The organism is Pseudomonas sp. DCB_BI, assembly GCF_026240995.1.
GTDB lineage: Bacteria > Pseudomonadota > Gammaproteobacteria > Pseudomonadales > Pseudomonadaceae > Aquipseudomonas.
Map to the genome: position 1 here is coordinate 85,849 of NZ_JAPFCG010000003.1, position 16,473 is coordinate 102,321.

17 protein-coding genes and 1 other RNA gene are annotated in these 16,473 nt (G+C 63.8%); 12 read left to right on the forward strand and 6 right to left on the reverse strand.

The genetic code is table 11. From position 1 onward, the window contains the following. Positions 1-51: 51 nt before the first annotated feature. Positions 52-1,029: an NADPH:quinone oxidoreductase family protein gene (locus OO258_RS04365; RefSeq protein ID WP_266028986.1), complete on the reverse strand. Its 978-nt coding sequence runs from the start codon at positions 1,027-1,029 to the stop codon at positions 52-54. A gap of 157 nt (positions 1,030-1,186) precedes the next feature. Between OO258_RS04365 and OO258_RS04370 the strand changes: the two genes are divergently transcribed. Further along, positions 1,187-1,591: a flagellar basal body-associated protein FliL gene (locus OO258_RS04370; protein WP_016712618.1), complete on the forward strand. Its 405-nt coding sequence runs from the start codon at positions 1,187-1,189 to the stop codon at positions 1,589-1,591. A 98-nt stretch (positions 1,592-1,689) separates the two neighbouring features. Here the strand turns inward: OO258_RS04370 and OO258_RS04375 are convergent, their stop codons facing one another. Further along, the gene (locus OO258_RS04375) at positions 1,690-2,142 is read right to left on the reverse strand and encodes an EVE domain-containing protein (protein WP_110743350.1); all 453 of its coding nucleotides are present in this window, start codon (positions 2,140-2,142) and stop codon (positions 1,690-1,692) included. A 179-nt stretch (positions 2,143-2,321) separates the two neighbouring features. Here OO258_RS04375 and OO258_RS04380 point away from each other — a divergent pair, with 179 nt between their 5' ends. Further along, positions 2,322-2,474, forward strand: a complete 153-nt coding sequence (locus OO258_RS04380) for a hypothetical protein (protein WP_177410703.1) — start codon at positions 2,322-2,324, stop codon at positions 2,472-2,474. Between the two features lie 18 nt (positions 2,475-2,492). Here OO258_RS04380 and OO258_RS04385 read toward each other — a convergent pair whose 3' ends face one another. The 4 genes from OO258_RS04385 to OO258_RS04400 form a co-directional block, all read right to left on the reverse strand. Then, positions 2,493-3,101, reverse strand: a complete 609-nt coding sequence (locus tag OO258_RS04385) for a 5-formyltetrahydrofolate cyclo-ligase (RefSeq protein ID WP_110743596.1) — start codon at positions 3,099-3,101, stop codon at positions 2,493-2,495. A 79-nt stretch (positions 3,102-3,180) separates the two neighbouring features. Further along, positions 3,181-3,360, reverse strand: a non-coding RNA gene (gene ssrS / locus OO258_RS04390) — 6S RNA. Between the two features lie 17 nt (positions 3,361-3,377). Continuing rightward, entirely contained in the window at positions 3,378-3,698 is a 321-nt protein-coding gene (locus tag OO258_RS04395; RefSeq protein ID WP_266028987.1) for a cell division protein ZapA, read from the reverse strand. Then, entirely contained in the window at positions 3,695-3,877 is a 183-nt protein-coding gene (locus OO258_RS04400) for a TIGR02449 family protein (RefSeq protein WP_029886233.1), read from the reverse strand. Before OO258_RS04400 ends, OO258_RS04395 begins: the two co-directional genes overlap by 4 nt. 180 nt (positions 3,878-4,057) lie before the next feature. Between OO258_RS04400 and OO258_RS04405 the strand changes: the two genes are divergently transcribed. The 10 genes from OO258_RS04405 (at position 4,058) to gcvP (ending at position 16,463) form a co-directional block, all read left to right on the forward strand. After that, positions 4,058-4,612 carry a YecA family protein gene (locus OO258_RS04405; RefSeq protein WP_266028988.1) on the forward strand — a complete coding sequence of 185 codons (555 nt, stop codon included), beginning with the start codon at positions 4,058-4,060 and terminating at the stop codon, positions 4,610-4,612. A gap of 21 nt (positions 4,613-4,633) precedes the next feature. Beyond that, positions 4,634-5,968: a Xaa-Pro aminopeptidase gene (gene pepP / locus OO258_RS04410; RefSeq protein ID WP_266028989.1), complete on the forward strand. Its 1,335-nt coding sequence runs from the start codon at positions 4,634-4,636 to the stop codon at positions 5,966-5,968. Beyond that, entirely contained in the window at positions 5,965-7,164 is a 1,200-nt protein-coding gene (ubiH, locus tag OO258_RS04415; protein ID WP_266028990.1) for a 2-octaprenyl-6-methoxyphenyl hydroxylase, read from the forward strand. The genes pepP and ubiH overlap by 4 nt, the downstream gene beginning before the upstream one ends. Further along, positions 7,161-7,643 (forward strand): DUF4442 domain-containing protein, encoded by a 483-nt coding sequence (locus OO258_RS04420; protein WP_110743345.1) that lies wholly within the window; start codon positions 7,161-7,163, stop codon positions 7,641-7,643. The genes ubiH and OO258_RS04420 overlap by 4 nt, the downstream gene beginning before the upstream one ends. 9 nt (positions 7,644-7,652) lie before the next feature. Further along, positions 7,653-8,870, forward strand: coding sequence for a 2-octaprenyl-3-methyl-6-methoxy-1,4-benzoquinol hydroxylase (locus OO258_RS04425; protein WP_266029111.1), 1,218 nt, complete (start codon positions 7,653-7,655; stop codon positions 8,868-8,870). Between the two features lie 116 nt (positions 8,871-8,986). Then, positions 8,987-9,988, forward strand: coding sequence for an extracellular solute-binding protein (locus tag OO258_RS04430; protein ID WP_110743343.1), 1,002 nt, complete (start codon positions 8,987-8,989; stop codon positions 9,986-9,988). Between the two features lie 203 nt (positions 9,989-10,191). After that, entirely contained in the window at positions 10,192-11,772 is a 1,581-nt protein-coding gene (locus OO258_RS04435; protein WP_266029112.1) for an ABC transporter permease, read from the forward strand. Positions 11,773-11,896: 124 nt separating this feature from the next. After that, on the forward strand, positions 11,897-12,979 hold the full coding sequence (gene gcvT / locus OO258_RS04440) for a glycine cleavage system aminomethyltransferase GcvT (protein WP_266028991.1): 1,083 nt from the start codon (positions 11,897-11,899) through the stop codon (positions 12,977-12,979). A gap of 51 nt (positions 12,980-13,030) precedes the next feature. Continuing rightward, the gene (gene gcvH, locus OO258_RS04445) at positions 13,031-13,414 is read left to right on the forward strand and encodes a glycine cleavage system protein GcvH (RefSeq protein ID WP_266028992.1); all 384 of its coding nucleotides are present in this window, start codon (positions 13,031-13,033) and stop codon (positions 13,412-13,414) included. A gap of 175 nt (positions 13,415-13,589) precedes the next feature. Continuing rightward, complete coding sequence (gene gcvP, locus OO258_RS04450; protein ID WP_266028993.1) at positions 13,590-16,463, forward strand: aminomethyl-transferring glycine dehydrogenase; 2,874 nt, start codon at positions 13,590-13,592, stop codon at positions 16,461-16,463. Positions 16,464-16,473 lie beyond the last annotated feature (10 nt).

Genomic DNA, 16,473 nt, shown 5'->3' on the forward strand with positions numbered 1-16,473 from the left:
ACCTGCTCCTACCTGCGCAGAGGCCAGCACTGTCACCAGAAAACCTGAGGCTTATCTGGCGAGCACCACCAACTTACCCACAGCCTGTCGCTGCCCCAGCTTCTCAATGGCAGCGCCTGCCTCGGCCAGTGGATAAGTCTGCGACACCAGCGGCTTCAATTTACCTTCGGCATGCCAGGCAAACAGCTGCTTGAAGTTGGCCGCATTATCCTCGGGCTGGCGTTGTGCAAACGCCCCCCAGAACACCCCCAGCACCGCGGCGCCCTTGAGCAGCACCAGGTTGGCCGCCAATTGCGGGATGGTCCCGCTGGCAAACCCCACCACCAGCAACCGGCCGTTCCAGGCCAACCCGCGCACCGCCTGCTCGAACAGCTCGCCGCCGACCGGGTCGTAGATCACGTCCACACCCTGGCCACCGGTCAGGCGCTTGATCTCTTCGCGCAGGCTGGCCTGGCTGTAGTCGATCAGCTCATCCGCCCCGGCCGCCTTTGCCACGGCCAGTTTCTCGGCATTGCTGGCGGCGGCAATGACCCGCGCGCCCATGGCCTTGCCGATCTCAACCGCCGCCAGGCCGACCCCGCCGGACGCGCCCAGCACCAGCAGGGTTTCGCCCGCCTGCAGTTGGCCGCGCTGGCGCAGGGCGTGCATCGACGTACCATAGGTCATGCCGAATGCCGCAGCGGTGGTGAAGTCCATGCTGGTCGGGACCGGCAGCACGTTGTAGAACGGCACTGCCACCTGCTCGGCAAATGCGCCCCAGCCAGTGAGTGCCATGACCCGGTCGCCGACCTTGAAGGCACCGGCCTTTTCCCCGACCGCAGCGACCACACCTGCCGCCTCGCCACCGGGAGAGAACGGCAGTGGTGGCTGGAACTGGTACTTGCCTTCAATGATCAGGGTGTCGGGAAAGTTGACCCCGGCAGCCTGCACGTCCAGCAGGATCTCGTTTTTCTTCGGCAGGGGGCTGGCTACCTCTTCCAGCACCAGGTTGCGCGCCGGGCCGAGGGTTTTGCACAACACAGCTTTCATCGGGGCTATTCCTTTGCGGGTAGTGGCCGATAAGTGTAGGAGGGCCGTTTGCCGGGTCAACGAGCATGGTCCTCCCTGATGGGCCGGCATAAGCCCGGGCTTGGGTTTGAGCGGTGTGCTGGGTAAGCTGGCGCCAACTGTATTGAGGAGCGAATTCGTGAAAGCGTGGATCTTGATGGTACTGGCGCTGCTGCTGCCGGCTGCGGCCATGGCCGAGGAAGCCAAGGAAGGGGCGCCCAAGGTCGCCTACATCAGCTTGAGCCCGCCCTTTGTCGGCAACTATGCCCTCGATGGCGGCCCGCGCCTGCGCGTTTACAAGGCCGATGTGGCCCTGCGTGTGACTGGCGACGAAGCCGCCAAGGCGGTCCAGCACCACGAACCGCTGATTCGTAACCAGCTGGTGGCGCTGTTCACCCAGCAGACCGTAGACAGCATGAGCAACGTCGAGGCCAAGGAACACCTTCGCCAGGAAGCGCTGAAGCAGGTACAGCAGGTGCTGGAAGCGGAAGAGGGCAAGCCGATCGTAGAAGACCTGCTGTTCAACAACCTGATCGTGCAGTAATTCCCATCGCGTTAGCTGTAGCGCCTGTTCTGTCGAGCGCCGCCCGCGCGGCGCTCGATTGCAATCACGTGTCATGACTCAAGGCGAACGCTTCAGGCTCACCCTGCCAGCGCAACGATCGCCGCCCATTGCTCCTCGGTCACTGGCATTACCGACAATCGGGTGCCTTTCTGCACCAGCGGTAACGCCTCCAGCGCGCTCTGCTGCTTCAGCAGCCCCAGCCCCAGCACCTGGCGGAATGTCTTCACGTGTGCAACATCCACCGCTGTCCACGCATTCTTCTCTGCCGTGGCCTTGGCATCGTAGTAGTGGCTCTGCGGGTCCAGCGCGGTCGGGTCGGGGTAGGCTGCGCGAATGATTTTGCCAATGCCGGCAATACCGGGCTGCGGGCAGCTGGAGTGGTAGAAGAAGAACGCGTCCCCCACGCTCATGGCGCGCAAGAAATTGCGTGCCTGATAGTTGCGCACGCCGTCCCAGCGCGCTTCGCCCAGGCGGCCGAGGGCTTCGATGGAGAGCTCGTCGGGCTCGGATTTCATCAGCCAGTAGGCCATGGATGCAGCTCCTGAAAAGGTTTGAAATAACCTGTTGCACGAAACCGACAGCCGGTTGGCGTCAAGGTTTGCGTGCAGACGCAGGTTGTCGGAAAATGCGCCCCGTTTAAAGCGCGATGCTCCGGTGGTGCCCAGAATACCGCCGAGCCTGAACAGTTTGCCTTGGGGGGCAATCTTCCATGTATCAACGTAAAAAACCGGATCTGCTGTGGATCCTGGTCTTCATTTTTGGCCTGGGTGTGGTCACTACCGGTTATGCGCAAGGGTTCTGGGAGCGCAAGCTGGACAACGCCTATCAAATGCCGGTCGAAGCCAGTCAGCCGCAACGTTGATACGCCCGCTGGTGCCGCTCAACGCGGCGCCAGGTACCAGCCACGGTCCGAGACCGTGCCCTGCAGTGGTACATCCCAACTGGCCTGGGCCAGCCGCTCGACCTTCTGGCATTCGTGCGCCAACCCTAGTAGCAAAGGTTTCTTCCAGGTCTGTCGACGCGCCTGGTAAGCCAGGCTGCGGTCATAGAACCCCCCGCCCATGCCCAGGCGACCCCCCATTTCATCGAAACCGACCAGCGGCAGCAGGATCAGGTCCAGCGCCCAGATCGGCCGTTGGCGCTTGCGCTCGGTAACCGGCTCGGGAATACGAAAACGGTTGGGCCGGAGCTTTTCGCCCTGTTCGAAGCGCTGGAACACCATGCGCGTGCGCGGCCAGGCATGCAGCACCGGCAGGTAAGTGCGCTTGCCGCGGCGTTGGGCTTCGCGCAGTAACAGGCAGGGGTCGATTTCGCCGTCATTGGGCAGATAAAGGGCAATGTGCCTGGCGCGGCGAAACAGCGGGTGCTGCGCCAGCTGGCGGTACAGGCCAAGGGTGGCCTGGCGTTGCTGGGCAGGGGTAAGGGCGCGGCGGGCATTGCGGAGCAGGCGACGAAGCTGGGGGCGGGTGAGCGGCGCGGTGTCGGTCATGGCACAAGCGATCCCAGGGTGCTGGCCGATGAGCTCGGCCAAAACGAATTGCCCGCCAATAAAGGCGGGCAAGAAATTCAGGCTCCCCGACAAGACCGCTATCGGTGTAGCCCTTGAACCCGAAAGTTCAAGGTGGAGATTGCAGGGGGCGTTAAGGCTTTCCGTCGGGCGGACATGCACACCGGCCCCAGCGTGCAACCCCCGTGGTTGTGCGTATCGGCTCAGGGACATAACCGACTGGCGCATCCCCCAGGGAGTGGCGCCAGTATACCAATCTCAGTCGATTTTGGTACCCGTGTCGTCGGACAAAGCCTTGTCCACCCGATCCAGCAGGTCGCGCACCTGTTCGCGGTTGGTGCTGGTGACCGGCGCAGCGCTGCGGTCTTCCTGACGGTGCAGCATTTCGTGGGTAATGTTCAATGCCGCCATGACCGCAATGCGGTCGGCGCCGATCACCTTGCCGCTGCTGCGGATCTCGCGCATCTTGCTGTCCAGGTAGCGCGCGGCGCTGACCAGGTTGTTGCGCTCTTCCGGCGGGCAGATGATCGAGTATTCCTTGTCGAGGATCTGCACGGTGACGCTATTGCTTGAACTCATGAGTCTTGCTCCAGGGCCTTGAGGCGTAAAATCATCGACTCGACCTTGCGCTTGGCGATCTCGTTCTTTTCGATGAGGTGGGCGCGCTCTTCGCGCCAGGATTTTTCCTGAGCTACTAGGAGTGCATTTTGCCGTTTTAGTTGCTCGACGCGCTCGATCAGCAACTCGAATCGGCTCATCAGTGCCTGCAGGTCATTCTCTTGCGTGGGTTGCACTCGATTCGCTCCGTCGTTGAGTCACCTGCGATGATGCCGCTCCCTGGGCGGCGACGGCCAGTGCCGATGGTCTTGGCGCGCCTGCCGGTGCTAGGATACAAGGTCTTCATTCTAGTCATTGCGCCGTCTGGCGCCTAGCAGACCATGCCCAATACCCAATCGCCCTACATCGCCTTCGCCATGCTGCTCTCGAGCAATGGCCATCCTGTCACCCCGGCCGAACTGCACGGCCTGCTGATCGGCCGCAGTTGCGCCGGCGCCGGCTTCGAAGCCGACGCCTGGCTGGCCGATGCCGCCCAACTGCTGGAAACCGAGCCCGGTGATACCGTGCGCAACGCCCTGGTGGGCCTGCAGGAAATGGTCAAGGGCGAGCTAACCAGCGACGACATGGCCATTGTCCTCCTGCTGCCTTCCGACGACGCTGCACTGCGTGACCGCGCCACCGCGCTGGGCCAGTGGTGCCAAGGTTTCATCACCGGTTTTGGCTTGAACGCCGGCGGCAAGGACTTGTCCGACGAGGCCAAGGAAGTGCTGCAGGACCTGGTAGCCATTTCCCAGGTGCAGGAAGCCCTCGAGGAGTCCGAAGACGGCGAGAGCGACTACATGGAGGTCATGGAGTACCTGCGCGTGGCGCCACTGCTGCTGTTCTCCGAGCTGGCCAAGCCGGCCGCACCCGCGCCCAAGCCATCGTTGCACTGATCAACCGGGGGTAGTCTGCCCATGAGCCACATTCCCAAGGCCGAGTATGCCCGGCGGCGCAAGGCGCTGATGGCGCAGATGGTCCCCAACAGCATCGCCATCCTGCCTGCCGCCGCAGTTGCCATCCGCAACCGCGACGTCGAGCACGTGTACCGCCAGGACAGTGACTTCCAGTACCTCAGCGGTTTTCCCGAGCCGGAGGCGGTGATCGCCCTGATCCCTGGGCGCGAGCATGGCGAGTACGTGCTGTTCTGCCGTGAACGCAACCCCGAGCGCGAGCTGTGGGACGGCCTGCGAGCGGGCCAGGAAGGCGCGGTGAGTGATTTTGGTGCCGACGATGCCTTCCCCATCACCGATATCGACGAGATCCTGCCAGGCCTGATCGAAGGCCGCGAGCGGGTGTACAGCGCCATGGGCAGCAACCCCGAATTCGATCGCCGGCTGATGGACTGGATCAACGTGATCCGCTCCAAGGCCCGCCTGGGCGCCCAGCCGCCGAACGAGTTCGTTGCGCTGGATCATCTGCTGCATGACATGCGCCTGTATAAATCGGCAGCGGAAGTGAAGGTGATGCGTGCGGCTGCAGACATTTCTGCACGGGCCCACGTGCGGGCCATGCAGGCCTGCCGGGCCGGGCTGCATGAATACAGCCTGGAAGCCGAGCTGGACTACGAATTCCGCAAGGGCGGGGCAAAAATGCCAGCCTACGGTTCGATCGTCGCAGCCGGGCGTAATGGCTGCATCCTGCACTACCAGCAGAATGACGCGCCGCTCAAGGAGGGTGACCTGGTGCTGATCGACGCAGGTTGCGAAATCGACTGCTACGCCAGTGACATCACTCGCACCTTCCCGGTTAGCGGCCGTTTTTCGCCTGAGCAGAAGGCCATCTACGAGCTGGTGCTCAAGGCGCAGGCGGCGGCGTTTGCCGAAATCGCCCCCGGCAAGCACTGGAACCACGCCCACGAGGCGACCGTGCGGGTCATTACCGCAGGCTTGGTGGAGCTCGGCCTGCTCGAAGGGGATGTGCAGGAGCTGATCGACAGCGAAGCCTATCGCGCCTTCTACATGCACCGCGCCGGCCACTGGCTGGGCATGGATGTGCACGATGTAGGCGAGTACAAGGTGGGCGGCGAGTGGCGCGTGCTGGAGCCCGGCATGGCGCTGACCGTCGAACCGGGTATCTACATTGGCGCCGACAACCAGGCTGTAGCCAGGAAGTGGCGCGGCATTGGGGTAAGGATCGAGGACGACGTGGTAGTCACCAAGAAAGGTTGTGAAATCCTGACGTCGGGCGTGCCACGCACGGTCGCCGAGATCGAGGCGCTGATGCAGGCCGCCCGCAAGGACGCTGCATGAACCGGGTAAACCTGGCGATCATCGGCGGTGGCCTGGTGGGTGCAAGCCTGGCCTTGGCCCTGCAGGCCGGGGCCAAGGCGCGTGGCTGGAAGATCCTGCTGATCGAGCCCTTCGCTCCCGGCGACAGCTACCAGCCCAGCTACGATGCGCGGTCCTCGGCATTGTCTTTCGGCACCCAGCAGATTTATCAGCAATTGGAACTGTGGCAGGTCATCGGCCGTCGCGCCGAACCGATCCGGCAGATTCACGTCTCCGACCGTGGCCGCTTTGGCGCCACGCGCCTGGATGCCTTGGAAGAGGGTGTGCCGGCGCTGGGCTACGTGGTGGAAAACGCCTGGCTCGGGCAATGCCTGTGGCAAGGGCTGGACAGTGACGTGGTGAGCTGGCGCTGCCCGGCGGAAGTGACCTCGATGCAGGCCATCGAAGGCGGCTACCGGTTGCGCCTGAACGACGACACCCAGCTGGAATGCGACCTCGCGGTACTGGCCGACGGCGGCCGTTCCGGCTTGCGCGAACAGCTGGGTATCCACGTACGCCATACGCCGTACCAGCAAAGCGCGTTGATCGCCAATATCACCCCCGGCGAGGCCCACGGTGGCCAGGCATTCGAGCGCTTCACCGCAGAAGGCCCGATGGCCCTGTTGCCACTGCCGGATAACCGCTGTGCGCTGGTGTGGACCCGCCAGGGCATGGACGCACGGCGGCTGGCCGACATCGACGAGCGCAGCTTCCTGCGCGAGCTGCAGGGTGAGTTCGGCTACCGCCTGGGGGCGCTTCGCCAGGTCGGCGCACGGCATCTCTACCCGCTGTCGTTGATCGAAGCCCAGGAGCAGGTGCGGCCGCATCTGGTGGTATTGGGCAACGCTGCGCACAGCCTGCACCCCATCGCTGGCCAGGGCTTCAACCTGTCGCTGCGTGACGTGCAGGCGCTGGCCGAGGCCCTGCTGGCTGGCCCGCAGCGGCCAGGCGACCTGACCACGCTGCAGGCTTACCACCAGCGTCAGCGCCTGGACCAGGCCATGACCATCGGCTTCTCCGACCAGGTCACCCGCCTGTTCGGCAGCAACCAGCCGTTGCTGGCCGCCGGGCGCAACCTGGGCCTGCTCGGGCTCGACCTGCTGCCACCGGCAAAAAGCTGGTTTGCCCGCCAGGCCATGGGCCTGGGCACTCGCCCCGACCCGCGGGGCCAGGCATGAGCAACGCGCGTAAACTGGCGCGCCGGGCGCGTATGCTGCGCTGGCTGCTGAACCTTTACCCACCTTACCTGGGCGCCGGCATTCGTGTGCAGCACATCAGCCCGGACCTGCGCAGCGTCAAGGTGGCGATGAAACTGACGCGCTGGAATCGCAACTATGTCGGTACCCAGTTCGGTGGCAGTTTGTACGCCATGACCGACCCGTTCTACATGCTGCTGCTGATCGAGCAACTGGGGCGGGAGTACATCGTCTGGGACAAGGCCGCCAGCATTGATTTCATCTCGCCGGGCAAAGGCCCGGTGTATGCCGAATTCCACGTCGATGACGCGCTGCTGGACGACATTCGCCAGCAGACCGCCACCGGCAAGAAGTGCCTGCCGCGTTTGCAGGTCGATATCCGCGATGGCGCTGGCGAGTTGGTGGCGCGGGTCGATAAAACCCTATATGTGCGGCTCAAGCCGCAAGCGAGGCTGGCGTAAAGCATGGAAATGCGCGCAGATCTGTTGATTGTCGGTGCCGGTATGGTCGGCAGCGCACTGGCCCTGGCGTTGCGCCACAGTGGCTTGCAAATCCTCTTGCTCGACGGTGGCCCGCTGACGGTCAAGCCATTCGATGCCCAGGCTCCGTTCGAACCGCGTGTCAGCGCGCTGTCAGCTGCCAGCCAGCGCATCCTCGAGCGCCTTGGCGCTTGGGACGGCATTGCCCAGCGGCGCGCCACGCCGTATTCCGACATGCATGTATGGGATGGCAGCGGCACCGGGCAGATTCATTTCTCGGCGGCCAGCGTGCATGCCCAGGTACTCGGCCATATTGTCGAGAACCGGGTGGTGCAGGACGGCCTGCTGGAGCGCCTGCACGACAGCGACATTGGCCTGCTGGCCAATGCGCGGCTGGAGCAGCTGCGCCGATCTGGCGATGAATGGCTGCTGACCCTGGCCGATGGCCGGCAACTGCGCGCGCCGCTGGTAATTGCTGCCGATGGCGCCAACTCGGCAGTGCGGCGCCTGGCTGGTTGTGAAACCCGCGAGTGGGATTACCTGCACCATGCCATCGTCACCAGCGTGCGTTGCAGCGGCGGGCACCAGGCCACGGCCTGGCAGCGCTTCACCGATGAAGGGCCATTGGCTTTTCTACCGTTGAGCCGCGATGGCCAGCAAGACTGGTGCTCGATCGTATGGTCGACCACCCCTGAGCATGCCGAGCAGCTGATGGCGATGGATGACGCGGCCTTCCTGCAGGCCCTGGAACGGGCCTTCGAAGGGCGCCTGGGGGACGTGCTGCAGGCCGACCCACGGGTGTGCGTGCCGCTGCGCCAGCGTCACGCCAAGCGCTATGTGGATGAAGGCCTGGCCTTGATCGGTGATGCTGCACACACCATTCACCCGCTGGCCGGGCAGGGTGTGAACCTGGGCTTTCTCGATGCGGCGGTGTTGGCCGAGGTGCTGGTCAATGCCTGCGAGCGCGGCGAGCGGCTGGCCGATGTGAAGGTGCTGAGCCGTTACGAGCGCCGGCGCATGCCACACAACCTGGCGTTGATGGCGGCGATGGAGGGCTTCGAGAGGTTGTTCCAGGCCGATCCGCTGCCGTTGCGCTGGTTGCGCAACAGCGGGTTGAAGCTGGTGGAGCAGATGCCTGAAGCCAAAGCGCTGTTTGTGCGTCAGGCACTGGGTTTAAGTGGTGATCTGCCGGATCTGGCCAAGGCTTGAGCGTGCCGGGGCCGCGTTGCGGCCCCTTGCAACATCCGGTAACTGCTAGGTAGATGAGCCAGAAAATGGGATTCACTACCATTCGCACCTCTCATAACCTCCGAGGAGTGCTTTCCATGTTGCCACGCAAGCCCCTACTGGCCGCCCTGGCCCTGACTTTGTTCGGCGGCACCGCTCAAGCAGCGGACGAAGTGGTGGTGTACTCCTCGCGCATCGACGAGCTGATCAAGCCGGTGTTCGATGCCTATACCGCCAAGACCGGGGTCAAGGTCAAGTTCATCACCGACAAGGAAGCCCCGCTGATGCAGCGCATCAAGGCCGAGGGCGAAAACGGCGTGGCCGACCTGCTGCTGACGGTCGATGCCGGCAACTTGTGGCAGGCCGAGCAAATGGGCATCCTGCAGCCGATCAAGTCCGACATCATCGACCAGAACATTCCGCCACAGTACCGCGCCTCGTCCCATGACTGGACTGGTCTGAGCCTGCGTGCGCGCACCATCATCTACTCCACCGAGCGGGTCAAGCCGGCAGAGCTGAGCACCTACGAGGCGCTGGCCGACAAACAGTGGGAAGGCCGCCTGTGCCTGCGCACGGCGAAGAAGGTGTACAACCAGTCGCTGACCGCTACCCTGATCGAAACCCATGGCGAGGCGAAGACCGAGCAGATCGTCAAAGGCTGGGTCAACAACCTGTCCACCGACGTGTTCTCCGACGACAATGCGGTGATCCAGGCCATCGAGGCCGGCCAGTGTGACGTGGGCGTGGTCAACACCTACTACTACGGCCGCCTGCACAAGCAGAACCCGCAACTGCCGGTGAAAATCTTCTGGCCCAACCAGGGCGACCGTGGCGTACATGTGAACCTGTCGGGCATTGGCCTGACCAAGCATGCGCCACACCCGGAAGCCGCGAAGAAACTGGTGGAGTGGATGACCGGCGAAGAAGCTCAGAAGCTGTTTGCCGACATCAACCAGGAATTCCCGGCCAACCCGAAGGTCAAGCCATCGGATGAAGTGGCAGCGTGGGGTAGCTTCAAGGCCGACAGCATTCCGGTGGAAATTGCCGGCAAGCGCCAGGCTGAAGCTATCCGCCTGATGGATCGGGCTGGCTACAACTAAGCGCCAGGCTTTATCCTTCTGGGGCCTTCGCAGGCCCCTTCGCGGGACAAGCCCGCTCCCACGGACCTTCACAGGATCGATGCCTTGTGCGGTCCCTGTGGGAGCGGGCTTGTCCCGCGAACGACCGCGCAGCGGTCGCCATCGCAATCGAGAACCAAGCCTTGCCCCACACTCCCCAACGCCGCTGGTACCTCCCGGTCGCCATGATCGCCGCCTTGGTGCTGCTGCCCCTGAGCGTGCTGCTGTTGTCCTGGCAATCCGTCGACCTGCAGATCTGGTCGCACCTTCTCGACACCCAGATGAGCCGGCTGCTGGGCAATACCCTGGCCCTGGTAGTCGGCGTAGGCATCGGCGTCACTGTCCTGGGCGTCAGCCTGGCCTGGCTCACCAGCCTGTGCGAGTTCCCTGGCCGGCGCTGGCTGGACTGGGCGCTGATGTTGCCGTTCGCCATCCCTGCCTACGTGCTGGCATTCGTTTTCGTCGGCCTGCTGGATTTCGCCGGCCCGGTGCAAAGTGCGTTGCGTGAGGTGTTCGGGCCAATGCGCTTGCCACGGGTACGCTCCACCGGCGGGGTAATCATCGTTCTGGTGCTGGTGTTCTATCCCTACGTCTACCTGCTGGCGCGCACTGCCTTCATGGCCCAAGGCAAGGGCCTGATGGAAGCCGCGCGGGTACTGGGGCTCTCTCCCTTGCAGGCATTCTGGCGCGTGGCCCTGCCCATGGCGCGGCCGGCAATCGGCGCCGGCATCGCCCTGGCGCTGATGGAAACCCTGGCCGACTTTGGTGCTGTAGCGGTATTCAACTTCGACACCTTCACCACCGCCATCTACAAGACCTGGTACGGCTTCTTCAGCCTGTCCAGTGCGGCCCAGCTGGCCAGCCTGCTGCTGTTGGCGGTGATGCTGGTGCTGTACGGCGAGCGCCGCGCCCGCGGGGCCAGCCGCAGTGGTAACGAGCGGCCGCGTGGTCAGGCGCTTTATCACCTGCGCGGGCTCAAGGCGGTGTTGGCCAGCGGCTGGTGCCTGCTGGTGTTCGCCTGCGCCTTCGTGATACCCCTGCTGCAGCTGCTGGTGTGGTTCTGGCAGCGCGGGCGGCATGACCTGGATGAGCGCTACGTCGGCTTGGTGCTGCACACCTTGTACCTGGGCGGGATGGCTGCGCTGGTTACGGTGTGTGTGGCGCTGCTGCTGGCTTTTGCCCGGCGCCAGGCGCCGACCGGCGCCATTCGCGCCGGGATAGGCATGGCCAACCTGGGTTATGCCTTGCCCGGTTCGGTGCTGGCGGTGTCGATCATGCTGGCCTTCAGTTACCTCGACAACAACCTGGTCATCCCACTGTCCGGCTGGCTGGGCGGGGCGGGCAAACCGTTGCTGCTGGGTAGCCTGTCGGCGTTGCTGCTGGCCTACCTGGTGCGCTTCATCGCAGTCGCTTACGGGCCACTGGAGAGCAGCCTGGAACGCATCCGCCCGTCATTGCCAGAGGCTTCGCGCAGCCTGGGTGTTGGTGGCGTGAGATTGTTTTGCAAGGTGTATCTGCCGCTGCTGGTACCTGGTGTTCTTAGCGCCGCCTTGCTGGTGTTCGTCGACGTCCTCAAGGAAATGCCGGCCACCTTGCTGATGCGGCCGTTCGGCTGGGACACCCTTGCCGTGCGCGTGTTCGAGATGACCAGCGAAGGCGAGTGGGCGCGTGCTTCGCTGCCGGCGCTGACCTTGGTGCTGGTGGGCTTACTGCCGGTCATCGGCCTGATCCGTCGTTCGGCCCGTCGACCCGGTCACAGTCACTGAGGATGCCAGCTTGCGACCTTGCGGCTACAATGCGCGGCATTCGCGCGGTGGGTGTTGAACAAGAAGAGCTGACGATCAACGTCATCGACCACCGCCGCTTCGCCACGCCCGGAAGGAGAAACCCATGGGACAGCGCACGCTTTTGTATGACCTGCACCTGGCGCTAGGCGCCAAGCTGGTCGATTTTGGTGGCTGGGACATGCCCCTGCACTACGGCTCGCAGGTCGAGGAGCACCATCAGGTGCGCAGCGACTGCGGCGTCTTCGATGTTTCCCACATGACCGTGATCGATGTCGACGGCACCGATGCTACCGTTTGGCTACAGCGCCTGCTGGCCAATGACGTGGCACGCCTCGAAGGCACCGGCATGGCGCTGTACAGCCCGCTGCTGAACGAACTGGGCGGGGTGATCGATGATCTGATCGTCTATCGTACTGAATCCGGCTATCGCCTGGTCACCAACGCCGCCACCCGGGCCAGGGTGCTCGACTGGCTGCAACTGCAGCGTGCCAGTTTTAACGTGGGCTTCCAGGTCCGCCCCGACCTGGCCATCCTTGCCATCCAGGGGCCATACGCTCGCGAGAAAGTTGCAGCCCTGCTCAGCCCCGCACGCGCCGCGTTGATCCGCGAACTGCGCCCCTTTGAAGGCGTTACCGACGGCGACTGGTTCATCGCCCGCACCGGTTATACCGGCGAGGACGGCCTGGAGATCATCTTCCCGGGTGAGCAGGCCGTGGCCTTTTTCAACGACCTGGTCGGCGCGGGCATCGCCCCCAGCGGCCTTGGCGCCCGTGACACCTTGCGCCTGGAAGCCGGCATGAACCTCTACGGCCAGGACATCGACGAAGCCCACACCCCCCTTACCTCCAACCTGGGCTGGAGCATCGCCTGGGAGCCGGCCGGGCGTGACTTCATCGGCCGCACCGGCCTGCTGAAGGAAATCGAGCAGGGTGTGCAGGAAAAACTGGTCGGCCTGGTGCTGGAAGAGCGCGGCGTGCTGCGTGCCCATCAGGTCGTGCGTGTATCCGGCATTGGCGAAGGGGAGATCACCAGTGGTAGTTTCTCGCCTACGCTGAGCAAATCCATTGCCTTGGCGCGCGTGCCCATGGCGACCGGTGACCGGGCCGAGGTGGAAATTCGCGGCAAGTGGTACCCGGTGCGGGTAGTCAAACCGACTTTCGTGCGCCACGGAAAGATCCTGATCTGAACAATTTTTAACCGGCGGGCGTACCGCTGAGCCAATCGAGGAATTCAAGACATGAGCAATATCCCCGCCGACCTGCGTTTTGCCGAAAGCCACGAGTGGGCGCGCCTGGAAGCCGACGGTACAGTGACCGTGGGCATCAGCGACCACGCCCAGCAAGCCCTGGGTGACGTGGTGTTCGTAGAGCTGGCTGAAGTCGGCAAAGTGTTTGGCGCTGGCGACGCTGCGGGTGTGGTGGAGTCGGTCAAGGCCGCTTCTGATATTTACGCCCCGGTGGGTGGCGAAGTGATCGCCGTTAACGAAGAACTGGCCGATAGCCCGGAACAGCTCAACGAAGAACCTTACGCTGCGTGGATCTTCAAGCTGAAGCCAAGCAACCCTGCCGAGCTGGACAAGCTGCTTGATGCTGCTGGCTATCAGGCCGCCATCGGCGAGTAAGACCTCATCGCCCGCTCCCACAGCGATAGTGCCCGCCGCTGGCGGGTGATTAACCTGTGGGGCGGGCAGCCTCGCGAAGAGGCCAGGCCTGCAAACAAGTTTCCCCGCACAATCGGCAATCCCTTCCTAGACTTGTAAGTCTCCATGAGAGCTGTTCCAGGAAGAGAGCGTCGTCATGTCCCAGTCGCCATCCCTGCACCAACTGCAAGAGCTCAACCCGTTCCTGCGTCGCCACTTAGGTCCGGATGCCTCGGAGCAACAAGCCATGCTCAACGCGCTGGGCATCGCCAGTCGCAATGAGCTGATCGAGCAGACCGTACCGCCAGACATCCGCCTCAACCGCCCCCTCGACCTGCCACCGGCGCTGGACGAGCAGGCTGCCTTGGCCAAGCTTGCTGGCTACGCCGCGCAAAACCAGGTCTGGACCAGCCTGATCGGCATGGGCTACCACGGCACCATCACCCCCACGGTCATCCTGCGCAACGTACTGGAAAACCCCGGTTGGTACACTGCGTACACGCCCTACCAGCCTGAAATTGCCCAAGGCCGGCTGGAGGCGTTGTTGAACTTCCAGCAGATGGTCATCGACCTCACTGGTTTGGCGCTGGCCAATGCTTCGCTGCTCGATGAAGCCACCGCCGCGGCCGAGGCCATGGCCCTGGCCAAGCGGGTGGCACGCAACAAGAGCAATGCGTTCTTCGCCGATGAGCACTGCCACCCACAGACCTTGTCGGTACTCAGGACCCGCGCAGAGGGCTTTGGCTTCGAGCTGATCGTCGACTCTGTGGATAACCTGGCCAGCCATTCGGTGTTCGGCGCCTTGCTGCAATACCCCGATACCCATGGGGAAGTGCGCGACCTGCGCCCGCTGATCGATCAGTTGCACAGCCAGCAGGCCCTGGCTTGCGTGGCGGCCGACTTGTTGAGCCTGGTGGTGCTCGCGCCACCTGGTGAGCTGGGCGCCGATGTGGTCTTGGGCTCGACCCAGCGCTTTGGGGTGCCGATGGGTTACGGCGGCCCCCACGCGGCCTATTTCGCCTGTCGCGACGACTACAAGCGGGCCATGCCCGGGCGCATCATCGGCGTATCGCGTGATGCCCGTGGCAACACCGCGCTGCGTATGGCCCTACAGACCCGCGAACAGCATATCCGCCGCGAGAAGGCCAACTCCAACATCTGCACGGCGCAGGTGCTACTGGCCAACATCGCCGGCTTCTATGCCGTCTACCACGGCCCGGAAGGCCTGCAACGCATTGCCCAGCGCGTGCACCGGCTGACCTTCATCCTGGCCGCCGGGCTGGAAGCCAAAGGCATCCAGCGCCTCAACCAGCATTTCTTCGACACTCTCACCCTGAATGTCGGTGGCGCCCAGGCCGCGATAATCGAAAGCGCTGAAGCCGCGCAGATCAACCTGCGCATACTGGGCCGCGGCCACCTGGGCGTTAGCCTGGACGAAACCTGCAACGAACAGACGGTGTTGCGCCTGCTGGATATCTTCCTGGGGGTGGATCACGGCCAGGAGATTGCCGCCCTTGATCAGTTGGCCATGCCCGAAGGTATCCCCGCCAGCCTGGTGCGGCGTACCCCGTTCCTCGCTCACCCGGTGTTCAACCTGCACCACAGCGAAACCGAGATGCTGCGCTACCTCAAGCAGCTGGAGAACAAGGACCTGGCGCTGAACCAATCGATGATTCCGCTGGGCTCGTGCACCATGAAGCTCAATGCCACCAGCGAGATGATCCCGATCACCTGGCCCGGGTTTGCCCAGCTACACCCGTTTTCCCCGGCGGGGCAGGCCATCGGCTACAAGGCGATGATCGACGAGCTTGAGAGCTGGCTGTGCGCAATCACCGGCTTCGATGCCATCTGCATGCAGCCCAACTCTGGCGCCCAGGGCGAATACGCCGGGCTGATGGCCATTACCCGTTATCACCGCAGCCGCCACCAGCCTCAGCGCACGTTGTGCCTGATACCGTCGTCGGCCCACGGCACCAACCCGGCGTCGGCGCAAATGGCCGGCATGGAGGTGGTGATCGTCGATTGCGATAATGACGGCAACGTCGACCTGGTCGATCTCAAAGCCAAGGCCAGCGCGGCCGGCGAGCGGTTGTCGTGCCTGATGATCACCTACCCTTCGACCCACGGGGTGTACGAAGAGGGCATTCGCGAAATTTGCGAAGTGGTGCATCAGCACGGCGGCCAGGTATACATGGACGGCGCCAACCTCAATGCCCAGGTGGGCCTGGCGCGGCCGGCGGACATCGGCGCCGATGTTTCACACATGAACCTGCACAAGACCTTCTGCATCCCCCATGGCGGAGGAGGGCCGGGCATGGGGCCGATCGGCATTCGCGGGCACCTCAAGCCGTTCGTCGCCAGCCACCCGGTAGTACCAGTGCCCGGCCTGGACCCGAACAACAGCGCGGTCAGTGCCGCACCCTGGGGCAGTGCGAGCATCCTGCCGATCAGCTGGATGTACATCGCCATGATGGGCCCGCAGCTGGCCGACGCCAGTGAGGTGGCGATCCTGTCAGCCAACTACTTGGCCAGCCAGCTGGGCGGCGCGTTTCCGGTGCTTTACCGCGGGCGCAACCAGCGTGTGGCGCACGAGTGTATCCTCGACCTGCGGCCGTTGAAGGCGCTGACCGGTATCAGCGAGGAGGACGTGGCCAAGCGCCTGATGGACTATGGCTTCCATGCGCCGACCATGTCGTTTCCGGTGCCGGGTACGCTGATGGTGGAGCCGACGGAGAGTGAGTCCAAGGCTGAGCTGGACCGCTTTGTCGAGGCGATGCTGGCGATTCGTGCGGAGATTGCCGAGGTGCAGGAGGGTAACTGGCCAGCGGAGAACAACCCGCTCAAGCATGCGCCGCATACCTTGGCCGATGTGCTGGGCGTGTGGGACAGGCCCTATAGCCTGGAGCAGGCGGTGGCGCCCAGTGCCCATGTCCGCCAGCACAAGTACTGGCCGGCGGTAAACCGGGTGGACAACGTGTATGGAGACCGCAATCTGTTCTGTGCGTGTGTACCGGTGGACGCTTACCGGTAGGGCAGAAGAC